The organism is Janthinobacterium sp. PLB04 (genome assembly GCF_021165895.1).
GTDB classification, from domain to species: Bacteria; Pseudomonadota; Gammaproteobacteria; order Burkholderiales; family Burkholderiaceae_D; genus Janthinobacterium; species Janthinobacterium lividum.
Map to the genome: position 1 here is coordinate 2,239,770 of NZ_CP088968.1, position 17,332 is coordinate 2,257,101.

A 17,332-nucleotide genomic window follows, 5' to 3' on the forward strand; every position below is an offset into this window, starting at 1 on the left:
GTGAACTCCAGCAAGAAAGGGGATGGAATGAACATTAGTAGCAGTGCCAACACGATGGCAGCTGCACCAAACGAATACTGCCAGCGTGGGAATAAATTTTTCATCTTGGAATATCGTCGCTTGATTTATGGACGACCGGAGTGATGACCGACTCAGTGCGCCTACCGTTGACTATTTCACAAACGACGGTAGACGGCAGGCCTGCTTGCAATGCGGGCACAAAGGCTGGTAACTCTCCCGAACTGTAATAATGGGCATTACCTTCAATGATTTGCTTGCGTTGTAGAGGTTCTGCAGCCCAATAGACTGCAAATTTTTTCATGAAATCCTCCCATCTCAGGATGGATTTTCTTATAGGATTTTTTTTGTCGTTTTGCAGCCGCCAATCCGCCACCGCACACAAATACTGGTAAAACCTCGGATCGCTGCTCGCCTTGCCTCCGCCAATGGCCACGTCATACGCCGTCACGTTGCGGTGGTTTTCCGCATTGCCGATGATGGCGCCGTGGAAGGATTTGGGGCTGACCTCGTTCTGCCAGCGCTGGCGCGCCTCGTTCGGGGTTTCTTCGCGGTCCACGCGCAGCCTGTCGCCACCGCCCGGGTGGCGCGAGACGCGGTCGAGCTTGCATTGGTCGCCCGCTTCCTTGCCCAGGTTCAGGGCCTTTTCCACTTGCTCGCGCTCGCCCGCGCCGAACATGCCGGCGCCGTATTCGGGAATACGATGCTTGAGTGGCCGGGGATCGGCGATGATTTCCTGCCTGCGCATGCGCAAACCTTGCTTGCTGGTTACCGCGATGGCCGCATCGATCGGGTCGACCTCCTCGCACGGTCCTTGCTGGTCGCGCGGCAGCCTGGCCTGGTCGGAATCCCTCGGGAACTTACCAGGGCGGATCTCGCCACCGTCCAGCACGGGCGCCCTGGGAGCGCGCAGTGCTTCGCCATTGATCGTGCGCAAGCCTTCGCGCCGTCCAGCTTCCGTTGAAAAGATATTCCATTTTGCGGGTTTGACGGGCGGCCATTGTGTCTCGGCATGGTTGCCCCGATGACCCCGGTTGGCGCCCGCCACATGGGCATGGTCATCCTCACCTTCCACGCGCAGGGCGAAGTCGTGCGGCGGCAGGCCCACCAGCACCGGCCCGCTGTTCTTGCCAGTGGCATCCAGGCGTTGCTTGTTGGTAAAGACGCGCTGGTAAAATCCTTTACCCAGTTCCACCAGCGGCTGGCGGCGCTGGAATTCCTTTTCCCAGTAGGTGGGGCCATCGCCCCAGATGCTTTTATCCGTCTTGCCCCTGGTCTTTGACAGGCCATGGCCGTCGATGTGGTCGGGTATCCCCTGCCAGCCGATGCCTTGCATATTATCCAGCGCCACCGTCATGTCTTCGGGACAAAAGTACAGGTAGACCTTGCCTCGGTTGTCGCGGTCCGCTTCCGCGCGCCATGCCGCGCCCGCCATCCCATGGCAGACGGTATGATCCTTGATCTGCGCGAAGGCGGGCGTGGCGTGCTTTTTTGCCACCACGCCCTGCACGATCTGCACCAGCGTTTGCAGGCGCGCATGCAGGGTCTGGCGATTGCTGATGGCGTCGTACTGGTCTTCCATCGCCGCATCCCGGCCACCGCCAAAGATGCGGCTGGTTTCCGCCGCGCCGAAAAACATGGTTGTGTCTTCCACCAGGCTGTAGGGCGGATGCGTAAGGATCAGCGTGTCGGCCGGCCGCTTGCCTTCGTCGAGCAGAAAGGCCTGTGCCAGCAGCGAGATCAGACAGCCCTGGCTGTGCGCGACGATGGACACCACGTCATTGCTGTCGTAGTCGCGGATCATGGCGATGAGCGCGGCCAGGCGCTTGGCGGCCAGCACCATGTACATGCGGCCCGGTGCCGTCATCAGCGGACGCACGGGGTCGCCGCCCACGTCGTATGGAGAGAATAATCCCTTGTTCCACATGTCGGGCAGGGTATTGGTGGCATTGCCGAACGGGCCGCCGTTCTTCGACATGTCCTTGTCCAGGCGGTTGCCATAGCGGTCCGTATTCTGGCCGTTGACCATTTTGCTGGCGTTGCTGCGTTCGCGAAAGCCCCAGTAGAACGGGATGACGGGGTTGTACGTCGCGTCATCCGGCTTGCGCTTGAAATACACGTCGTCCGGGTCGGCTATGGTTTCACGCTTGTCGGACTCCTGCGGCAGGCGGTAGGTGGCTGGGGTGAACACGTGGCCGCCGCCATACATGCGCGCATCGAGTCCCTGGCAGAGTCCTTTTTCCACGGCACTGAAACTCGTACCCACGTCGTTGACGCTATGGATGACGATGACGTTGCCCGGCAGCTAAGGGCGGATGCGCACGATGGCGTCGTTGAGGCGGCCGCAATGGAGCAGGGCGGTGTTCTTGCCGCTGGTGTAGGGAAGTTTGGGATAGGCCATCGCCGCTCCATGCTGACCAGACAGGCCAGTGTAGAGGGGCGGGATGGCGGATTAATTGCGTTTACGCAAGCATTGCGGAAAAGAAGGCGGCCTTACGGCGCACTGATGATCTTCGTCAGCGCGATGCGGTACGCGGGCTGCACGTCGCCATCCTTGTCCAGCTTGTCCGTCATGATCACGCCGTAGCCTTGCGCGTACCACACGTATTCGCCGCTCTTGCCTTTGCTCTTGCCACCGACGTCGCGCAGTTCGAACTTGCAGGCGTCGGGGAAGCGGCGGCCGCCCAGTTCCAGGCGTTCCCAGCCCAGGAAGGTGATGGAGAAATCGCGTTTGTCGGTGCGCGTGGAGGTGGTGATCTTGTCGGACAGGCCCGCCAGCGGGTAGTGGGTGCTCGTTTGCGTGTCCGTGAACTGCACGCGCACTTCCTGGCCGGGGCGCATGGTGGAGGGGATGGCGGACTGCGGCGTGTAGACGTTCTTGCTGCGCACGGTGCCGTCTTCGTTGTAGTGGATGGCGCCCGTCAGGAAGACCTGGCCATCGCGGATATCCTGGTAAGACGTGGCCAGCAGCACGCCGCCGTCGAGGATCAACTGCGTGCCTTTCTGTTTCTTGCCTTCGAACATCTCTTCGACGTTGACTTGCGCATCGCCATTGTTCTTGCTGAACTTGATGCCTGTCGTCAATTCCATGCATTCGCCCACAGTGGGCGCCGCTTGTACACCCGCGGCCGCGAATACGCTGGCCGCCACTATTCCACACCATGCTGCTTTCATTGTCATCCTGAATATATTGCAAAGGCGCGATCATAACGTGCCTTGGAGCAATGTGGCGCAGCGCTGGAGGCAGACTTAGCGGGCCGGCGCGACTGGCGTCGCTGGCGGCGCGGTGGCCGGTCCGCTGGCGGCCGGGGTGTCCGGCGTGGCTACGGGCTTGCCGCGCCGCGTGCGCTTGTCCGTGCGCGTCTTGGCGGGCTTGCCGTCGTGAACCAGCTTGCCTTTATTGTCGAGCTTGTCGGACTGGTCCGATTTCTGGCCCGGATCGTTGGCATTGTTGGTGTGGTTGCCCGTCTGGTTCAGATTCGTCGTCGACTGGGCTTGCACCCAGGCGCCGCCGACGGTCATCAGGGTGGCGGCCAGCAAGAGAGCGGCGGTTTTCATGGCAGTGTCCTGTGCAGAAATGAGGAAGAGCTTGCATTCTCACACAGGATACCGGCGGCACGGGTAGGACGCCGCCTCATGGCTGTGTCGGCTACTTGCTACTGATTATCGGAATTGTTCCGTCGAGATATCGAAGCGCTTGAGCTTGTCGTACAGGGTTTTCTTTGGAATATTCAGGCTGGCAGCCGCGTCGATGACGTTGCCGTTGTGGCGGCGCAAGGCTTCTTCGATGATGGAAATCTCGAACGTGTCGACTTGCTCGGCCAGCGAGGCTTCGCGGCAGCCGGCCGGGCTCAGGGTGTCGTCCAGCAAGCCCAGCACGAAGCGGTCCGCCACATTGTGCAGTTCGCGCACATTGCCGGCCCAGCGCTGCGCCATCAAGGAAGCGATCAGTTCGCCGCTGACGAGAGCGGCCGGCTGGCCGTAGCGCAGGGCTGCCTGCAGCACGAAAAACTCGAACAGCAGCGGGATATCCTCGCGCCGGTTGCGCAGGGCGGGCAGGGTCAGGCTGGCCACGTTCAGGCGGTAATACAGGTCGGGCCGGAATTTCCCTTGTTCCGCCAGGACATTCAAATCTTCCTTGGCGGCGGCGATGACGCGGAAATTGACGGAAATGAGTTTATTGGAACCGAGCCGTTCCACCTGGCGTTCCTGCAGCACGCGCAGCAGTTTCACTTGCAGGGCCAGCGGCATGCTTTCGATTTCATCGAGAAACAGGGTGCCGCCGTTCGCATATTCGATCTTGCCGATGCGCTGGCGCTGCGCGCCCGTAAACGCGCCTTCCTCGTGGCCGAACAGTTCCGATTCGAAGATGGATTCGGGCAGGGCGCCGCAGTTGATGGCGACGAACGGATGGTCGCGCCGTTCGCTGAAGTCGTGCAGGCAGCGGGCGATCAGTTCCTTGCCGGTGCCCGTTTCGCCGAGGATGATGATGTCGGCCGATTTCGGCGCCAGGTTCAGCACCAGCTGGCGCACCTTGGCCATGGCCGCGCTGCGGCCCACGATGCGCGCCTCGATGCCGACCCGCTGCTCGAGCTGGCGGCGCAAGTTCATGTTTTCCAGCACCAGGTGGCGCTTGTCGAGCGCGCGGCGGCACACTTCCACCAGCAAGTCGGCGGAAAACGGTTTTTCGATGAAATCGTAGGCGCCACGGCGCATGGCGCCCACGGCCATCGACACGTCGCCGTGGCCCGTGACGAGGATGACGGGCAGGCTGGCATCCTGCGCCACGGCGATATCAAGCAGTTTCAAACCATCCATGCCGGGCAGCTTGATATCGCTCAATAAAATGCCGGCAAATTCGGGCACCAGGTAGGGCAGCGCTTCCTCGGCCGTGGCGACGGCCGTCACTTGCAAGCCGGCCAGCTCCAGCGATTGCCGGGCACCCTTGCGCACGACGGCATCGTCTTCCACCAGCAGCACTTGCATGCCTTCAAAATTATTCTCGTGCATTCCCTATTCCTTCGTCTCTATCTTATTCTCCCCCGGGGCGCAGCTCAGGGTGATGGTAAATTGTGCGCCGCCCCCTTCCTGCGCGCTGCGGTTGCGCACGGCCAGGGCGCTGCCGGCCGCGCGCAGTATGCCTGCGCTGATCGATAATCCCAAGCCCAGCCCGTGTTCCTTGGTGGTATAGAAGGGGTCGAAGATCTTGTCGAGCGAAGCGAGCGGGATGCCGGGACCATTATCGGTGATATGCAGCACGGCGAGGTCGCCTTCGCGGCGCACCTGGAACCAGATGTGCACGGGCTCGTTTTCCGGCACGGCATCCATGGCGTTCGTGATCAGGTTGGTAAACACCTGTTCCAGGCCGATGGCGTTGCACAGCACGATGATATCGTCCTCAAGCCAGCTTTCATGCAGGGTCAGGCGCTGAGAATGCTTGCGCGTGCGGATTTGCAGCATGGTTTGCGCAAATGCCTGGCGCACGCTGACGGGCTTGCGGGCATCGTCGCTGCGCCGGGCAAAGCCTTTCAGTTGCGACGTCACATAGCCGAGCCGCTTGACGAGGTCGGAAATGGTCGACAGGTTATCGAGCGCATCGTCGATGCGCCCGCGCGCCAGAAACACCTTGGCATTGTCGGAAAACGTTTGCAGGGCGGCCAGCGGCTGGTTCAGCTCGTGCGTGACGCCGGCCGCCATCTGGCCGATGGCCGCCAGCTTGCCGCTTTGCACCAGTTCCGCCTGGGCGTAGCGCAAGGTCTGTTCGGCCCGTTCGCGCTCGGCCACTTCGGCCTGCAGGCGGCCATTTGCATGCACGAGGTCGGCCGTGCGCTGTTCGACCTTGATTTCCAGCTGCTCATAGGCGCGCGCCAGGGTTTGCTGTGCATTGAGCTTGTCGGCGATGCGGCGCCGGCGCTGGCGCGCATACATCAGGGCCAGCAGCAGCAAGGCCCAGCCCAGCGCGGCGGCGATGGCTGCATTGCGCGCCGCCTCGTTGACCTGGTCGAGCTCGGCCAGCACGGTGATCTGCCATTGCAGCGGACCCAGGGCGCGGTTCACGGCCAGGTAGTCTGCGCTGCCGGACAGGGCAGGCGTGTCGCCCGTCTGCGGACGTTCCAATGTCATCACGCTGGCGCCATCGGCAAACTGGCGCCGCACGCGGTGCGGCAGGATGGGCAGGTTTTCTTGCAAGAACTGGCGCTGTTCGCTGATGTCTTTCTTGGCGTCCGCCGACAGCGGGGCCAGGGTCTTGAACTTGAACGCGGGTGTGGTCGCCAGGATCAGCACGCCATTCGCATCCTTGACCCAGATCTGTTCGCCCGCGCCTGGCGTGCGCCACGATTGCTCGATCCAGTCCAGGTTGACCTTGGCGGCGACGATGCCGATGATGCGCCCGTTGCGCTGCACGGGCTGCGAAATGAAATAGCCGGCTTCGAAGGTCGAGGCGCCGATGCCGTAGAAGCGGCCGATGCCGCCCGCGAACGCATCCTTGAAGTAGGGCCGGAAACCGTAGTTGACGCCCACGTAGGAGCTGCGGTCTTGCCAGTTGCTCGACGCCAGGGTCGTGCCCTTGTCGTCGAGCACGTAGACGGCAAAGGCGCCCGCGCGGCGGTTCATGTCGACCAGGTAGGCGTTGATCTGCGTGACCTTGTCGGCGCTGGGCTGTTCCAGCAATTGCGCGACGGCATCGCTCTGGGCCACGGCCAGGGGCAGGAATTCGTACTTGTTGAGGGCGCCGCCGATGGACGCCGCATACAGTTCCGCGCGCGAATCGAGGGTGCGGTGCAATTCATCGAGCTGGCGCTGCTTGACCCAGGCATACGACGCCCACGTCAGCACGACCAGCGAGCCCACGGCCAGCAGGGGGGCGAGCGCGGGTCTCAGGGGCCATTTGCCGAATGCCATGGTGCTCCGTGTGTCGGGTTAAGCTTGCGTGTGCCGCAAAGAAGGAATGGTAGTGTACGGCGGGATTCACCCGAATGGGTGAATCCTGATTTACGACTGACATGCAAAGTTGCAGTGTCTGACAAAACCGTAGCGAGCGGAAGGGAGAGGTGGCCGAGAAGCGGAACCGTACTCTAGTACGGTGAGCATCGCAGGCCGCCTATACCGACGCGCAGTAGGTTTGGTCAGACACCACTAATCTGCTGTGCTGGCCATGGTCTCGGCGTTGTGATGGCGCTGTTGCTCTTCCATCACCATCTCGCCCAGCATGCGTTTCAAGCGGTTGAACTCGGGGTCGCTCGGGTCGCGCGGGCGGGGCAGGTCGATGGCCACGTCGCGCTTGATGGTGCCGGGACGGTAGGTCATGACGATGGTGCGGTCGGCCAGGTAGATCGATTCCTCGATCGAGTGCGTGACGAACACGATGGTGGTGCCGAAGACTTTCCAGATTTTCAGCAATTCATCTTGCAGGTTGCGTCGCGTCAAGGCATCCAGTGCGCCGAAGGGCTCATCCATCAGCATGATCGGCGAATCGAGGGCCAGCACGCGGGCAATCGCCACGCGCTGGCGCATGCCGCCCGACAAGTCTTTCGGGTAGCGGGCACGGAATTCCGTCAAGCCCAGCATGCTCAGCAGCATGTCGACCCGTTCCTTGATCTCGGCCGGCGTCTTGCCGGCGATTTCCAGGCCGAAAGCGATATTGCTTTCGATGGTCATCCATGGGAACAGCGCGTATTCCTGGAACACCATGCCGCGGTCGGGACCGGGTTCGGTGATCAGCTTGCCGCCGGCCAGGATCTGGCCCGAGGTCGGCTGCGAAAAGCCGGCGATGGCGTTCAACAGGGTCGACTTGCCGCAGCCGGATGGCCCCAGCAGGCAGATGAACTCGCCGCTGGCGATCTCCAGGTTGATATCCTTCAGGGCGATGACGTCCGCACCGCCCGTGGTGAAGATTTTATTGACTGCATTGATATTGATCGTGGTCATGGCCGTTCCTCTCAGTGTTCCAGGCCGCGGTGCCACTGCAGCAAATGATTATTCAGGGCATTCATGGCGATATCGATGGCCAGGCCGAACAGGCCGATGGTGAACATGCCGGCGATAATCTTGTCGGACCAGAAGTACTCGCGCGCTTCCAGGATGCGGAAGCCGAGGCCGCTATTTACGGCGATCATCTCGGCCACGATCACGACGATGAAGGCCGTGCCCATGCCGATGCGCGCGCCGGCCAGGATATACGGCGTGGCCGCCGGCAGGATGACGCGGCGGAACATGGTCATCTGGCTGGCGCCCAGGTTGCGCGCGGCACGGATGTAGATGCCGTCGACCTGGCGCACGCCGGCGATGGTATTCATCAGCACGGGGAAGAAGGAACCGATGCTGATCAGGAAGAAGGCGGGCGGGTTGCCCAGGCCGAACCACAGGATCGCCAGCGGAATGTAGGCGATCGGTGGAATCGGGCGCAGCACCTGCACCAGCGGGTCGAACAGTTTATAGATGGTCTTGTTGGTACCCATCAGCAGGCCCAGCGGCAAGGCCAGGCCGGCGCCGATGGCAAAGCCGCCCAGCACGCGCGACAGGCTGGCCCAGGCATCGTGCGGCAGTTCGCCGGAGAACATCCACACCAGGTAATTGCCCGCTTCGGGCGTGTAGGCTTCCATGGGGATCAGGTATTCATACCATTTCACCACCACGGCGACGGGCGACGGCAGGATCTGCGGGTTGATCCAGCCAAACGTCGACATGGCTTGCCACAACAGCAGCACGGCGACGGGCACGGCGGCGCCGTGCGCGAAGCGTTTCATCATTTGAATATTCATCGTGACACTTTCAGATTAGCGAGGTGCGTAGGACTTCTTGGCTTTTTCCAGCAGGTCCAGCTTGACCCAATCCTTGGCGACAGGCGCTTTGGCCATGCGGCCCACGCCGAACTTCACCATGTAGTCGGTGGTCAGCTGCACGTGGCTTTGCGTGATGTCTTCCGTGAAGATGGCATTGTCGATGGCATCGCGGTAATCCTCGGTGGTGATCTGGTTCTTGAACATCGATTCGCGCACGTATTTTTCCGCCAGTTTCGGGTCGGCCAGGAAGGCGCGCGTGGCAGCGACGAAGCAATCCATGAAGCGCTGGGCCACGGCCGGCTTTTCCTTGTACATTTTTTCCGTCATCACGAGCGCGCGCACGGGCTCGCCCAGCGGCGTGTCGTAAGGCTTGAGGATGGCCGCGCCGTATTTCTTGTGGATCGCCTGGGTCGAGTACGGCTCGGACTGGCTCATGACGTCGATATCCTTGGTCAGGAGCGCCTGGTTCAAGTCAGGGTAGCCCATGTACAGGATCTGCACGTCCTTGCCCGGCTTGTCGGACCAGGTCAGCTTGGCCTTGGTCAGTTCGGCAAACAGCAGGATTTCCTGCGGGCCGCCGCGCGTGACGCCGACTTTCTTGCCTTTCAGGTCGGCGATGCCCTTGATGTTCAGGTCGGGACGGCCGACGATCTGCACGCCGCCCTTGGCGAAGCCGCCCACCAGGTACACGGGCAAGCCCGTGGCGCGGCCCGTGATGGCCGCTTCCAGCGCGCTGGCGGACACGTCGATTTCGCCGGCGATCATGGCTGGCACGATGTCGAGGCCCTTGGCGAAGATGCGTTCTTCAATTTTCAGGTCGTATTTCGGCGCGATTTCCTTCATGTAGGCGACGGCGCCGTAATGGGCGAATTTCAGGTTGCCCAGGCGTACGGTATCGGCTGCGTGGACGGCCAGCGGGAATTGCGCGGCCAGTGCGACGGCGACGGTCAGTGCCTTGGTGTTCAGGAAGGACGAGATGCGGAAGGTGCGTGCCATGCTGTTTGTCTCCAAAAGGTAGATGGTTTTATATAGTGGGTCAGGCTGCCGCTCTGATGGCGGTTATGAAAATATAAAAGCATCTTCCGTGCCAGTGGAGCGCATTTTGGCGTTTATTGCAAGTGATTGTTTATAAAGGTTTAATTTGAATCTAGTGAAAATGGGAAATGGCGAGATTCCGCCTTTCCGCACGGGGAGGGGAAAGGCTGTGCGGATTGCCGCATTTTTGGCGGACGGGTCCGATGTCCGCTTGCGGGTTCATTGCAGGTGAACCTTCATGGCGTAGCCGACTCCAATCGTAAAAAAACGCGTTGCAGACAGGCTGGCAACGCGTAACTCCCCCGTGGAGTAGGGGCGCCGCCGCATGGGCGCCTGATCGATCGCCGTCCGGCGGCCTCGTCTTCAGGCTTTACTTCGGCGCCGTGGCGGGCGGCAGCGCGGGCGCGGTGGCCGGGTCGGTCAGCGGCGCAGGCGGCGTCGTGCTGCCTGGACCCGTCTCCGGCGTGGCTGGCATGACAGGTGCCGGCATCACTTGCGGGGTGGAAGCGGGATTGGGTGCCGTTTCGGGCAGGGGCGGCTCGGCCGGTTTTTTACAGGCGGACAGGCTGACAAGCAAGGCGGCGGCCAACAGGGCAGGTATTTTCATGATATTTCCTTTGCAAGAGTCGAAGGTGCGCGATGCGGGCGGCGGGCGCCGCGTGCGAAGCTTGAATTTATTGCAATGGTGGTTCCGCTTCTGTTCGCTATTTCACTTTGTGCCATGAATGGGAGCACAGAGCGGGAGTGCAGAGTTTTTAGATGTTTTTTTGAAATGCCATGAGAGAAAGAATTCAGTAGAGCAATATTTTTCACTTTCTTGCTTCTAATGTTCGTTAACGCACAGACCGTAGCCGCCGGCACAGGCATTCTGTGTCCAGACGCTCAGGATTCGTGGTGTTCTGGTATAAAAATTGCCAAGAACTTAACAATCCGGGCTACCGGCAATCGTTTAAAAGGAGTATTCAAATGCATGCAATGACTCAGTCTCACGTGAAGAGCGAATTAAAGGCAGCGCACCAGGAACTTCGTAGCCCCGAAAAAGGCTCGCAAATGGTAGAACGCGCAGCACCCATCCCCCCGGAACGCATGAATCCCATTTCCATGGCACCGATCGAGCGCGTGCGTTCGACGTCTGCCACCTTGCGCCGCATCGAAAACATGCAAAAGCTGATCGGCGAATTGTCGCTGCACGAGATGCTGGCCGACGAAATCGCGTGGTTCCTCAAGTTTTCGCCATCGGGCGCCCGTAAATACATCCGCGACCTGCGCGAAGCGGGCGTGATCGAACTGGCCCGCTACATCGAAGGCACTGCCACCTACCTGGGCAAGGCAGTGTACCAGCTGACGCCGGATCCTGAGCGCGTGCGCGCCTTCCTGGCCGCCATCGTTCAGCCAAAACGCGAAGGTGCGCCACCGCGCAAGGACCGTCCAGGCCTGCGCGAGCAAAGCATGGCAGGCAGCGGCCGTCACTTCCACATCCTGGCCGATGACACGCATTACGCCATCCGCGTCAACCGCGGTCCCGTGACGCGCGATCCCCTGGTTGCCGCTCTGTTTGGTGCACCACAGCAAAAGGCCGCAGAATAACGCTTGACCAAACCTCGCGCGGCGTGCGGCCTGCGATGCTCACCGTACTAGAGTACGGTTGCGCTTCTTAGCCATAAATCATCGCCGCTCGCTACGGTTTTGTCAGGCGTTGGAACGTTGTAATGAAAGAATGAAAGCCGGGTTGCAACCCGGCTTTTGGCGTTGGAGCCGGCCCTTTGATCTTGGCGGATTGAAAAGATGTTAATCAACCCCATGTGGGCTGGACTGCCCGCCCGTCCCGATGCGGGGTTCATTCGAAGGAGCTTGTCCTTGTCTGCCTACGCCGCCTTGTTATCGTGTCCGCCCCTGCCTTGCCTGAAACGGGTCGCCGCATGAATCCGCTGCTGTGGATCGCCCTCGTCACGGCCGCCATCGTATTTTCACTGTGGTTTCCCCGCTGGCGCTTGAAGCGGGCCCTGGCGAAACCCTTGCCGGCAGAAGGCTTGGCTGTGCTGGAAAACAATATTCCCGTCTACCGGCATATGCCGGCGCCGCTGCAGGAGCAATTGCGCCGTCTCGTCGTGCAATTCCTGTATCAAAAGAAATTCGTCGGTTGCGGCGGCCTGGAGATCACGGACGAGATGCGCTATACGATTGCCGGCCAGGCTTGCTTGCTGCTGCTGAACCGCCAGACGCAGGTGTATCCGGAACTCGACACCATCCTCGTGTATCCCACGGAATTTATCGTCACGCGCGATGAAGTGGGGCCGGGCGGCGTGGTGACGCCATCGGCGAATGGCTTGCTGGGCGAATCCTGGGGCGATGGCCGCGTGGTGCTGGCCTGGGACCACGTGCAGCGGGGCGCGGCCGACTGGAGCGATGGCCACAATGTCGTGCTGCATGAATTTGCGCACCAGCTTGACAGCGAATCGGGCGCCGCGAATGGCGCGCCCTACCTACCCAGCGTGTCGAGCTATCGCAGCTGGGCCACCGTGCTGTCGCGCGACTTCGACAACTTGCGCCACGATGCCATGGTCCAGCAGCAAAGCGTGATGGACCATTATGGCGCCACGAATCCCGCCGAATTCTTTGCCGTGGCCACGGAAACCTTCTTTGAAAAGCCGTACCAGATGGCCGAGCACCACGAGGAGCTGTACGCGCAATTCTTGCAGTACTACAAGGTCGACCCGCGCGACTGGATAGCGCCGCCCGTGGAAGCCGAGCACATGGCCCCGCCGTTCCCCAACTACGCGCCGCACTGGTAAGTCTGGCTTTAACTCAACAATATCAGCCCAGCAGCCGCTGTTTCAGCGCGGGATAGCTGCTGCGCGACACGGGGATGCCCGTGCTGGTCTGCGTGTCGAGCGCGTATTTGCCGCCTGCCGCGATCTGCAGCCGCTTGAAACCCAGGCTGTTGACGATGTAGGAGCGGTGCACGCGCAGGAAGTGGGGCGGCAGCAGGGCCATAAGCTTGTCGATAGGCAAGTCATGGAAACACTGTTCGCCGTTGCGCAGCACGATATTGCTGTAGTGGCCGTCGGCTTGCACGTGGTCGATGTCGGCCATGGCGATCCATTCCAGGGAACCGCGCTTCTTGACGGCCAGCGAGGCCGCCTCCGTGTGCCTTCCCGTATAGCGTTGCAGCGCCTTGTGCAGGCGTTCGCGGCTGAAAGGCTTGGCGACGAAGTCGAGCACGCCAAATTCGAACGCCGTGATCGAGCGTTCCGCGTGGGCCGAGACGATGATGGTCTGGAACGAAGCATTTTGGGCCAGGCGCAGCAGGTCATAGCCGTCCGCGCCATGCAGGTTCAAGTCCAGCAACAGCAAGTCGATCCGGTCCTGCCCCTGCTCTTGCGCCAGGGTAGCCAGGGCTTGCGGCACATTGTCATGCAGCACGAGATTGCGGAGGCGCGCGCCGAAATGCGCGCGCACCTCGCGTTCGAGGCCCTGCGCGATCAGCGGTTCATCTTCCAGTATCAAGACATTCATGGCGCCGCCGGCAAGGTAAAGGTGAGGCGCCAGCCCGTTGGCTGCTGTTCGCTCGCATAGCGGGCCATATCGCCGAACACGGCTTGCAGGCTGGCGCGGATGTACTGTTCGCCCACGCCGCCGCCCGCGTGCGGGCGCGCCTCGCCTGCGGGCAGGAGCAGGGTAAGCACCTGCGTTTGCGCATGTTGTGCGATGCGCAGGACAAACACGGCGCCGTGGCGGTAGCGGTTGTGGCTGAACGCATTTTCCAGTGCCGTCAGCAACATGGCGGGCGGCACGGTGATGCCCGCCGCCTCGCCATCGAGTTGCAGGCTGCACGGCTGCTGCAGCCGCGTGCCCATGATGCTCAGGTAATTCTCGCACAGGGCCAGTTCCTGCGTCAGGGCAATGCTGGGCTGCTGCGCGAATTCGTTGAGCATGCGCAGCTCGGCGCCCAGCGCCTCGATGAAGGTTTCGGCTGACTGCGGCGATTGTGCGTTGAGTTCGCTGATCAGGCTGAGGGAATTCATCAGGAAATGCGGTTGCATGCTTTTACGCAGGAGCTGGTTTTCCAGCTGCTGGGCACGTGCCGCCTTGCTGCGCTCGCGCAGCAGCTGGGCCAGCAATTGCGCGCATAAAGGCAGCAGCAGGAAGCACACGACGAGGGCGAAGCCGCCTTCGGCAAACTGGCTGCCCGTCAGCAGGAACAGCGCGCACGAGGCCAACGCGATCAAGGTGCCGCCACGGCTGCCCGGCAGGCGGCGCCACAGGGCGCCCAGGTTGAGCGCCAGGCTCGCTGCCAGGCCCGTCAGGAACATCAGCCAGCAGCGCGCGTCGAAATGCACGTGCAGCGCGCCGGCCAGCGCGATGCCCGCCAGCAGCACTGCCGCCGCCAGCGGCCAGCGCGGCAGGCGGTAAGCCGTATAGAAATACAGGGGCAGCAAGGCGGAAAACAGCCACGTCAGGGCGCTGACGGCATACAGGCGCGGCATGTGCCAGGGATAGGCATAGCCGGTCAAGCTGCGCCAGAGTTCCACCACCAGCAGCAGCGCCGCCACCAGGCACAGCGCGGCAAACATGGCCCAGTGACGCTGCCGCTGGTACAGCGCGGTGAGGGCCAGGAAGAGCGCTGCGACGGCGCCCAGCGCCCCGGCCAGCAGCAGTGGCGGCAGCCGGTACCAGGCCAGGCCCACGCGGTAGTCTTGCCGGTCGACCAGGTACAGCGCATAAAATGGCGACGCCAGGTGGGCCGGCACGTGCTGCGTCGACAGCAGCAGGCGCAGGTGGTGCTTGCCCATGGCCAATTGTTGTGGCGTCAGGTGGATGGCGAAATCGATGTCGCCCGCGCGTTCCCCGCTGGCCTGGCGGGCCGGCTGGCCATTGCTGCCGATCAAGACACCATCCAGCCACAGTTCGCTGGAAGCCAGCGCCGACAGCACCAGCAACTGCGTCGACGACGGCGTGGCGGCCAGGGTGACCTCGCGCTCCACGCACAGCAACAGGCCCGGCTGGACCAGCTGCTGCAGCGAGGCGGGTGCGGACGGGGTGTTGCCGCAGGTGCGCCAGCCTTCGTCCAGCCAGAGCGGATGCATGGCGCAGGCGAAAGAGGGCACGGCCAGGCAGCAAGCAAGGCAGTACCGCAGCAGGGAGCGGAAGAAGGAGGGCATGGCGGGCATTGTAGCTGCTCATGTGCTACCCCGTTGCTACCCCTTTGCAACATTTTCATCAACGCCGGTGCCGTTCGTGCGGGCTGCGTGCATTTCGTGCACGGCCTGCCAACGGTGTGTGAAAGACATTTACCATGCATCAGCGCCGTGCTGTGCACACGGCCCTCACCATGGAATCATGACTATGCAAAGCAGCAAATACTACGGTTTCGCCGGCGCGCTGGCGCTGTTCTGCGGCTTGGCGCAAGCCGCCTCCGTTCCCTCCGCTGGGCTGGCCGCGCGCCTGGCGGATTTCGATGGCTGGGCGGCCCGGCGCATGGGCGCGGAACGCATTCCGGGCGTGACCGTCGGTTTCAGCCAGGGCGACGTGGAATGGGTGAAGGGTTACGGTTATGCCGATCTGGAAAACCGCGTGCCGGCCACGGCCCAGTCCAGCTACCGGCTGGCGTCCGTCACCAAGCCCATGACGGCGGTGGCCATCTTGCAACTGGTGGAACAGGGCAAGATCGACCTGGATGCACCCGTGCAAACCTATGTGCCGTATTTCCCCGTCAAGCCGTTCCCCGTGACGGTGCGCCAGCTGCTGGGCCACCTGGGCGGCATCGACGCCTACCGCGACAGCAAAGTGGAACAGCATTTCAAGGAACACAAGGACACGCGCCAGTCCATCGCCGTCTTCGAACAGTTCGACCTGATCGCCGAACCGGGCACGCGCTTCCGCTACACCAGCTATGGCTACAACTTGCTGGGCGCCGTCATCGAGGGCGCTTCGGGCGAAAGCTATGGCGGCTACATGCGGCGCCACGTGTGGGGGCCGCTGGGCATGGACGCCACCGTGCTGGATGACCCGGACGCCGTGATCGCGCACCGCGTGCGCGGCTACCGGCTGGCCGGCAAGGAGTTGAAGAATTCCGAATTCGTCGACATCAGCAGCCGCTTTTCCGCCGGCGGCACGCGCGCCAGCGTGCCCGACATGCTGGCCTTCGGCCGGGGCGTCCACGACGGCAAGATCCTGTCGGCGGCCAGCGTGGCCGCCATGGTACAGCCGATGGCCACGCGTGCGGGCCGCTTGACGAATTACGGCATGGGCTGGGAAATCCTGCCGACGGGCGGGCGCTACGCCATCGCCCACGGCGGCCAGCAGCCGGAAACCGTCACCTACCTGTACAGCTTTCCTTCGCGCAAGCTCACCATCGCCGTCGCCGCCAATCTCGAGCGCGTCAATCCCGAGGCCTTCGTGCAGCGCCTGTTCGAAGTGGTCACGGGCGAACCGTGGCAGTTGAACACGTATATTGCCGATGCGGGTGCGCAGCGCGCTTACCGGGTGGCGCAAGGCATGTTCGAGGAGGGCAGGGCGCATGCCGAGCGCACGGATCAAGCATATGCCGATGCGGCCGCCACGCGCGAGGCATTTACGCAAATCAATCTGCAAGCGCTGGCGCCGGACGCCCAGGCGGCGCGCGCTTATATCGATACGGCCCGCCATCCCGCAGGCGGCCGCGTGTTTCTCACGGCTGGCGCCAGCATGGCCAGGCAGCTGCGCGAGGCGGGCATCGACCTGAATCAATACTCGCGCGGCGGCGCGCTGGCATTTGCGCGCGACTATGTCCGCTTGTCGCAAGATGCAAAGGCCGGTGCCTTGCCCCGTTTCGACCCCGCCTTCGAACAGGCCATCGTGGCCCTGGCCAGCAGCTGGGACCGCACGGCCGCCATCGCCTGGCCGGCCGCACCCGTCTCCATCGCTGCACTCGATAGCCAGCTGCGCACGGCCTTCCGCGGCCAGCGCGCCTATCCCGATTTCGTGCCCGAACTGCAGGAACTGGCGCAAGCGTCGTCCGCGCGCGGCGAGGCGGATACGTCGCTGGCGGCCAGCCGCCTGGCCGTGGAGCTGTATCCGCTCAGCGACCGTGCGCATGCGTTGCAAGGCTTGACCCTGCTGCGCGCCGGCAAGTGGGAGCCTGCCCTCGCCGCCCTGCGCCTGGCGCTGGACCGCGACCCGCTGGGCGCGGCCAGTCCTGCGGCGCTGAACCTGGAAGCCTACCGTTTGAAAGGTGGCGGCGCCGTGTCGCAAGGCATGGCCGTGCTGCAGGCGGCCGTCAGCCTGCATCCGCGCGACGCGAATCTGCAGGACAGCCTGGCCGAGTTTTATGTGGAGCAAGGCTTGCGCCCGCAGGCGGTGGCCGCCTATCGCCAGGCGCTGCAGCTCGACCCCCGCTATCCGGGCGCCGTGGGGGCAAAAGCGGCGATCATTCGCTTGGGCGGCGAGACGAAGGCGCTGGCGCCTTAGTTGATGTCTTCGCTGATGCCTTAGATGAATTCTGCATAAACATGGGT

14 protein-coding genes are annotated in these 17,332 nt (G+C 62.6%); 3 read left to right on the forward strand and 11 right to left on the reverse strand.

Features of this window, described 5'->3' with window-relative positions:
* Window positions 1-100 precede the first annotated feature (100 nt).
* From LSO07_RS09900 to LSO07_RS09940, 9 genes are all read right to left on the reverse strand, one after another.
* Window positions 101-2,323 (reverse strand): T6SS effector phospholipase Tle3 domain-containing protein, encoded by a 2,223-nt coding sequence (locus LSO07_RS09900; RefSeq protein WP_442905276.1) that lies wholly within the window; start codon window positions 2,321-2,323, stop codon window positions 101-103.
* Between the two features lie 188 nt (window positions 2,324-2,511).
* On the reverse strand, window positions 2,512-3,108 hold the full coding sequence (locus LSO07_RS09905) for a hypothetical protein (protein ID WP_151093631.1): 597 nt from the start codon (window positions 3,106-3,108) through the stop codon (window positions 2,512-2,514).
* Between the two features lie 159 nt (window positions 3,109-3,267).
* Window positions 3,268-3,576 carry a hypothetical protein gene (locus LSO07_RS09910; RefSeq protein WP_151093633.1) on the reverse strand — a complete coding sequence of 103 codons (309 nt, stop codon included), beginning with the start codon at window positions 3,574-3,576 and terminating at the stop codon, window positions 3,268-3,270.
* A gap of 105 nt (window positions 3,577-3,681) precedes the next feature.
* Entirely contained in the window at window positions 3,682-5,028 is a 1,347-nt protein-coding gene (locus tag LSO07_RS09915) for a sigma-54-dependent transcriptional regulator (RefSeq protein ID WP_034758888.1), read from the reverse strand.
* A 3-nt stretch (window positions 5,029-5,031) separates the two neighbouring features.
* On the reverse strand, window positions 5,032-6,921 hold the full coding sequence (locus LSO07_RS09920) for a sensor histidine kinase (RefSeq protein ID WP_151093635.1): 1,890 nt from the start codon (window positions 6,919-6,921) through the stop codon (window positions 5,032-5,034).
* Window positions 6,922-7,155: 234 nt separating this feature from the next.
* The gene (locus LSO07_RS09925) at window positions 7,156-7,947 is read right to left on the reverse strand and encodes an ABC transporter ATP-binding protein (protein ID WP_034786306.1); all 792 of its coding nucleotides are present in this window, start codon (window positions 7,945-7,947) and stop codon (window positions 7,156-7,158) included.
* A gap of 11 nt (window positions 7,948-7,958) precedes the next feature.
* Window positions 7,959-8,768: an ABC transporter permease gene (locus LSO07_RS09930; RefSeq protein WP_370385376.1), complete on the reverse strand. Its 810-nt coding sequence runs from the start codon at window positions 8,766-8,768 to the stop codon at window positions 7,959-7,961.
* 27 nt (window positions 8,769-8,795) lie between these two features.
* Window positions 8,796-9,797 carry an ABC transporter substrate-binding protein gene (locus LSO07_RS09935; RefSeq protein ID WP_151093637.1) on the reverse strand — a complete coding sequence of 334 codons (1,002 nt, stop codon included), beginning with the start codon at window positions 9,795-9,797 and terminating at the stop codon, window positions 8,796-8,798.
* Between the two features lie 409 nt (window positions 9,798-10,206).
* Window positions 10,207-10,443 carry a hypothetical protein gene (locus tag LSO07_RS09940; RefSeq protein ID WP_070255060.1) on the reverse strand — a complete coding sequence of 79 codons (237 nt, stop codon included), beginning with the start codon at window positions 10,441-10,443 and terminating at the stop codon, window positions 10,207-10,209.
* 479 nt (window positions 10,444-10,922) lie between these two features.
* Between LSO07_RS09940 and LSO07_RS09945 the strand changes: the two genes are divergently transcribed.
* Together LSO07_RS09945 and LSO07_RS09950 are read left to right on the forward strand one after the other, a co-directional pair.
* Window positions 10,923-11,423, forward strand: a complete 501-nt coding sequence (locus LSO07_RS09945) for a winged helix-turn-helix domain-containing protein (protein ID WP_010396453.1) — start codon at window positions 10,923-10,925, stop codon at window positions 11,421-11,423.
* Between the two features lie 332 nt (window positions 11,424-11,755).
* Entirely contained in the window at window positions 11,756-12,628 is an 873-nt protein-coding gene (locus LSO07_RS09950) for a zinc-dependent peptidase (RefSeq protein WP_151093639.1), read from the forward strand.
* Window positions 12,629-12,650: 22 nt separating this feature from the next.
* Here the strand turns inward: LSO07_RS09950 and LSO07_RS09955 are convergent, their stop codons facing one another.
* On the reverse strand, window positions 12,651-13,352 hold the full coding sequence (locus LSO07_RS09955) for a LytR/AlgR family response regulator transcription factor (RefSeq protein WP_151093641.1): 702 nt from the start codon (window positions 13,350-13,352) through the stop codon (window positions 12,651-12,653).
* Window positions 13,349-15,007: a histidine kinase gene (locus LSO07_RS09960; RefSeq protein ID WP_151093643.1), complete on the reverse strand. Its 1,659-nt coding sequence runs from the start codon at window positions 15,005-15,007 to the stop codon at window positions 13,349-13,351. The genes LSO07_RS09955 and LSO07_RS09960 overlap by 4 nt, the downstream gene beginning before the upstream one ends.
* A gap of 175 nt (window positions 15,008-15,182) precedes the next feature.
* Here LSO07_RS09960 and LSO07_RS09965 point away from each other — a divergent pair, with 175 nt between their 5' ends.
* Entirely contained in the window at window positions 15,183-17,285 is a 2,103-nt protein-coding gene (locus LSO07_RS09965) for a serine hydrolase (RefSeq protein WP_191909613.1), read from the forward strand.
* Window positions 17,286-17,332 lie beyond the last annotated feature (47 nt).

Coding starts and splice junctions, on each gene's coding strand:
- LSO07_RS09960 (WP_151093643.1), bottom strand. CDS start 15,007: ATGCCCGCCATGCCCTCCTTCTTCCGCTCCCTGCTGCGGTACTGCCTT.
- LSO07_RS09905 (WP_151093631.1), bottom strand. CDS start 3,108: ATGGAATTGACGACAGGCATCAAGTTCAGCAAGAACAATGGCGATGCG.
- LSO07_RS09940 (WP_070255060.1), bottom strand. CDS start 10,443: ATGAAAATACCTGCCCTGTTGGCCGCCGCCTTGCTTGTCAGCCTGTCC.
- LSO07_RS09955 (WP_151093641.1), bottom strand. CDS start 13,352: ATGAATGTCTTGATACTGGAAGATGAACCGCTGATCGCGCAGGGCCTC.
- LSO07_RS09935 (WP_151093637.1), bottom strand. CDS start 9,797: ATGGCACGCACCTTCCGCATCTCGTCCTTCCTGAACACCAAGGCACTG.
- LSO07_RS09920 (WP_151093635.1), bottom strand. CDS start 6,921: ATGGCATTCGGCAAATGGCCCCTGAGACCCGCGCTCGCCCCCCTGCTG.
- LSO07_RS09925 (WP_034786306.1), bottom strand. CDS start 7,947: ATGACCACGATCAATATCAATGCAGTCAATAAAATCTTCACCACGGGC.
- LSO07_RS09915 (WP_034758888.1), bottom strand. CDS start 5,028: ATGCACGAGAATAATTTTGAAGGCATGCAAGTGCTGCTGGTGGAAGAC.
- LSO07_RS09930 (WP_370385376.1), bottom strand. CDS start 8,768: ATGATGAAACGCTTCGCGCACGGCGCCGCCGTGCCCGTCGCCGTGCTG.
- LSO07_RS09910 (WP_151093633.1), bottom strand. CDS start 3,576: ATGAAAACCGCCGCTCTCTTGCTGGCCGCCACCCTGATGACCGTCGGC.
- LSO07_RS09965 (WP_191909613.1), top strand. CDS start 15,183: ATGCAAAGCAGCAAATACTACGGTTTCGCCGGCGCGCTGGCGCTGTTC.
- LSO07_RS09950 (WP_151093639.1), top strand. CDS start 11,756: ATGAATCCGCTGCTGTGGATCGCCCTCGTCACGGCCGCCATCGTATTT.
- LSO07_RS09945 (WP_010396453.1), top strand. CDS start 10,923: ATGAATCCCATTTCCATGGCACCGATCGAGCGCGTGCGTTCGACGTCT.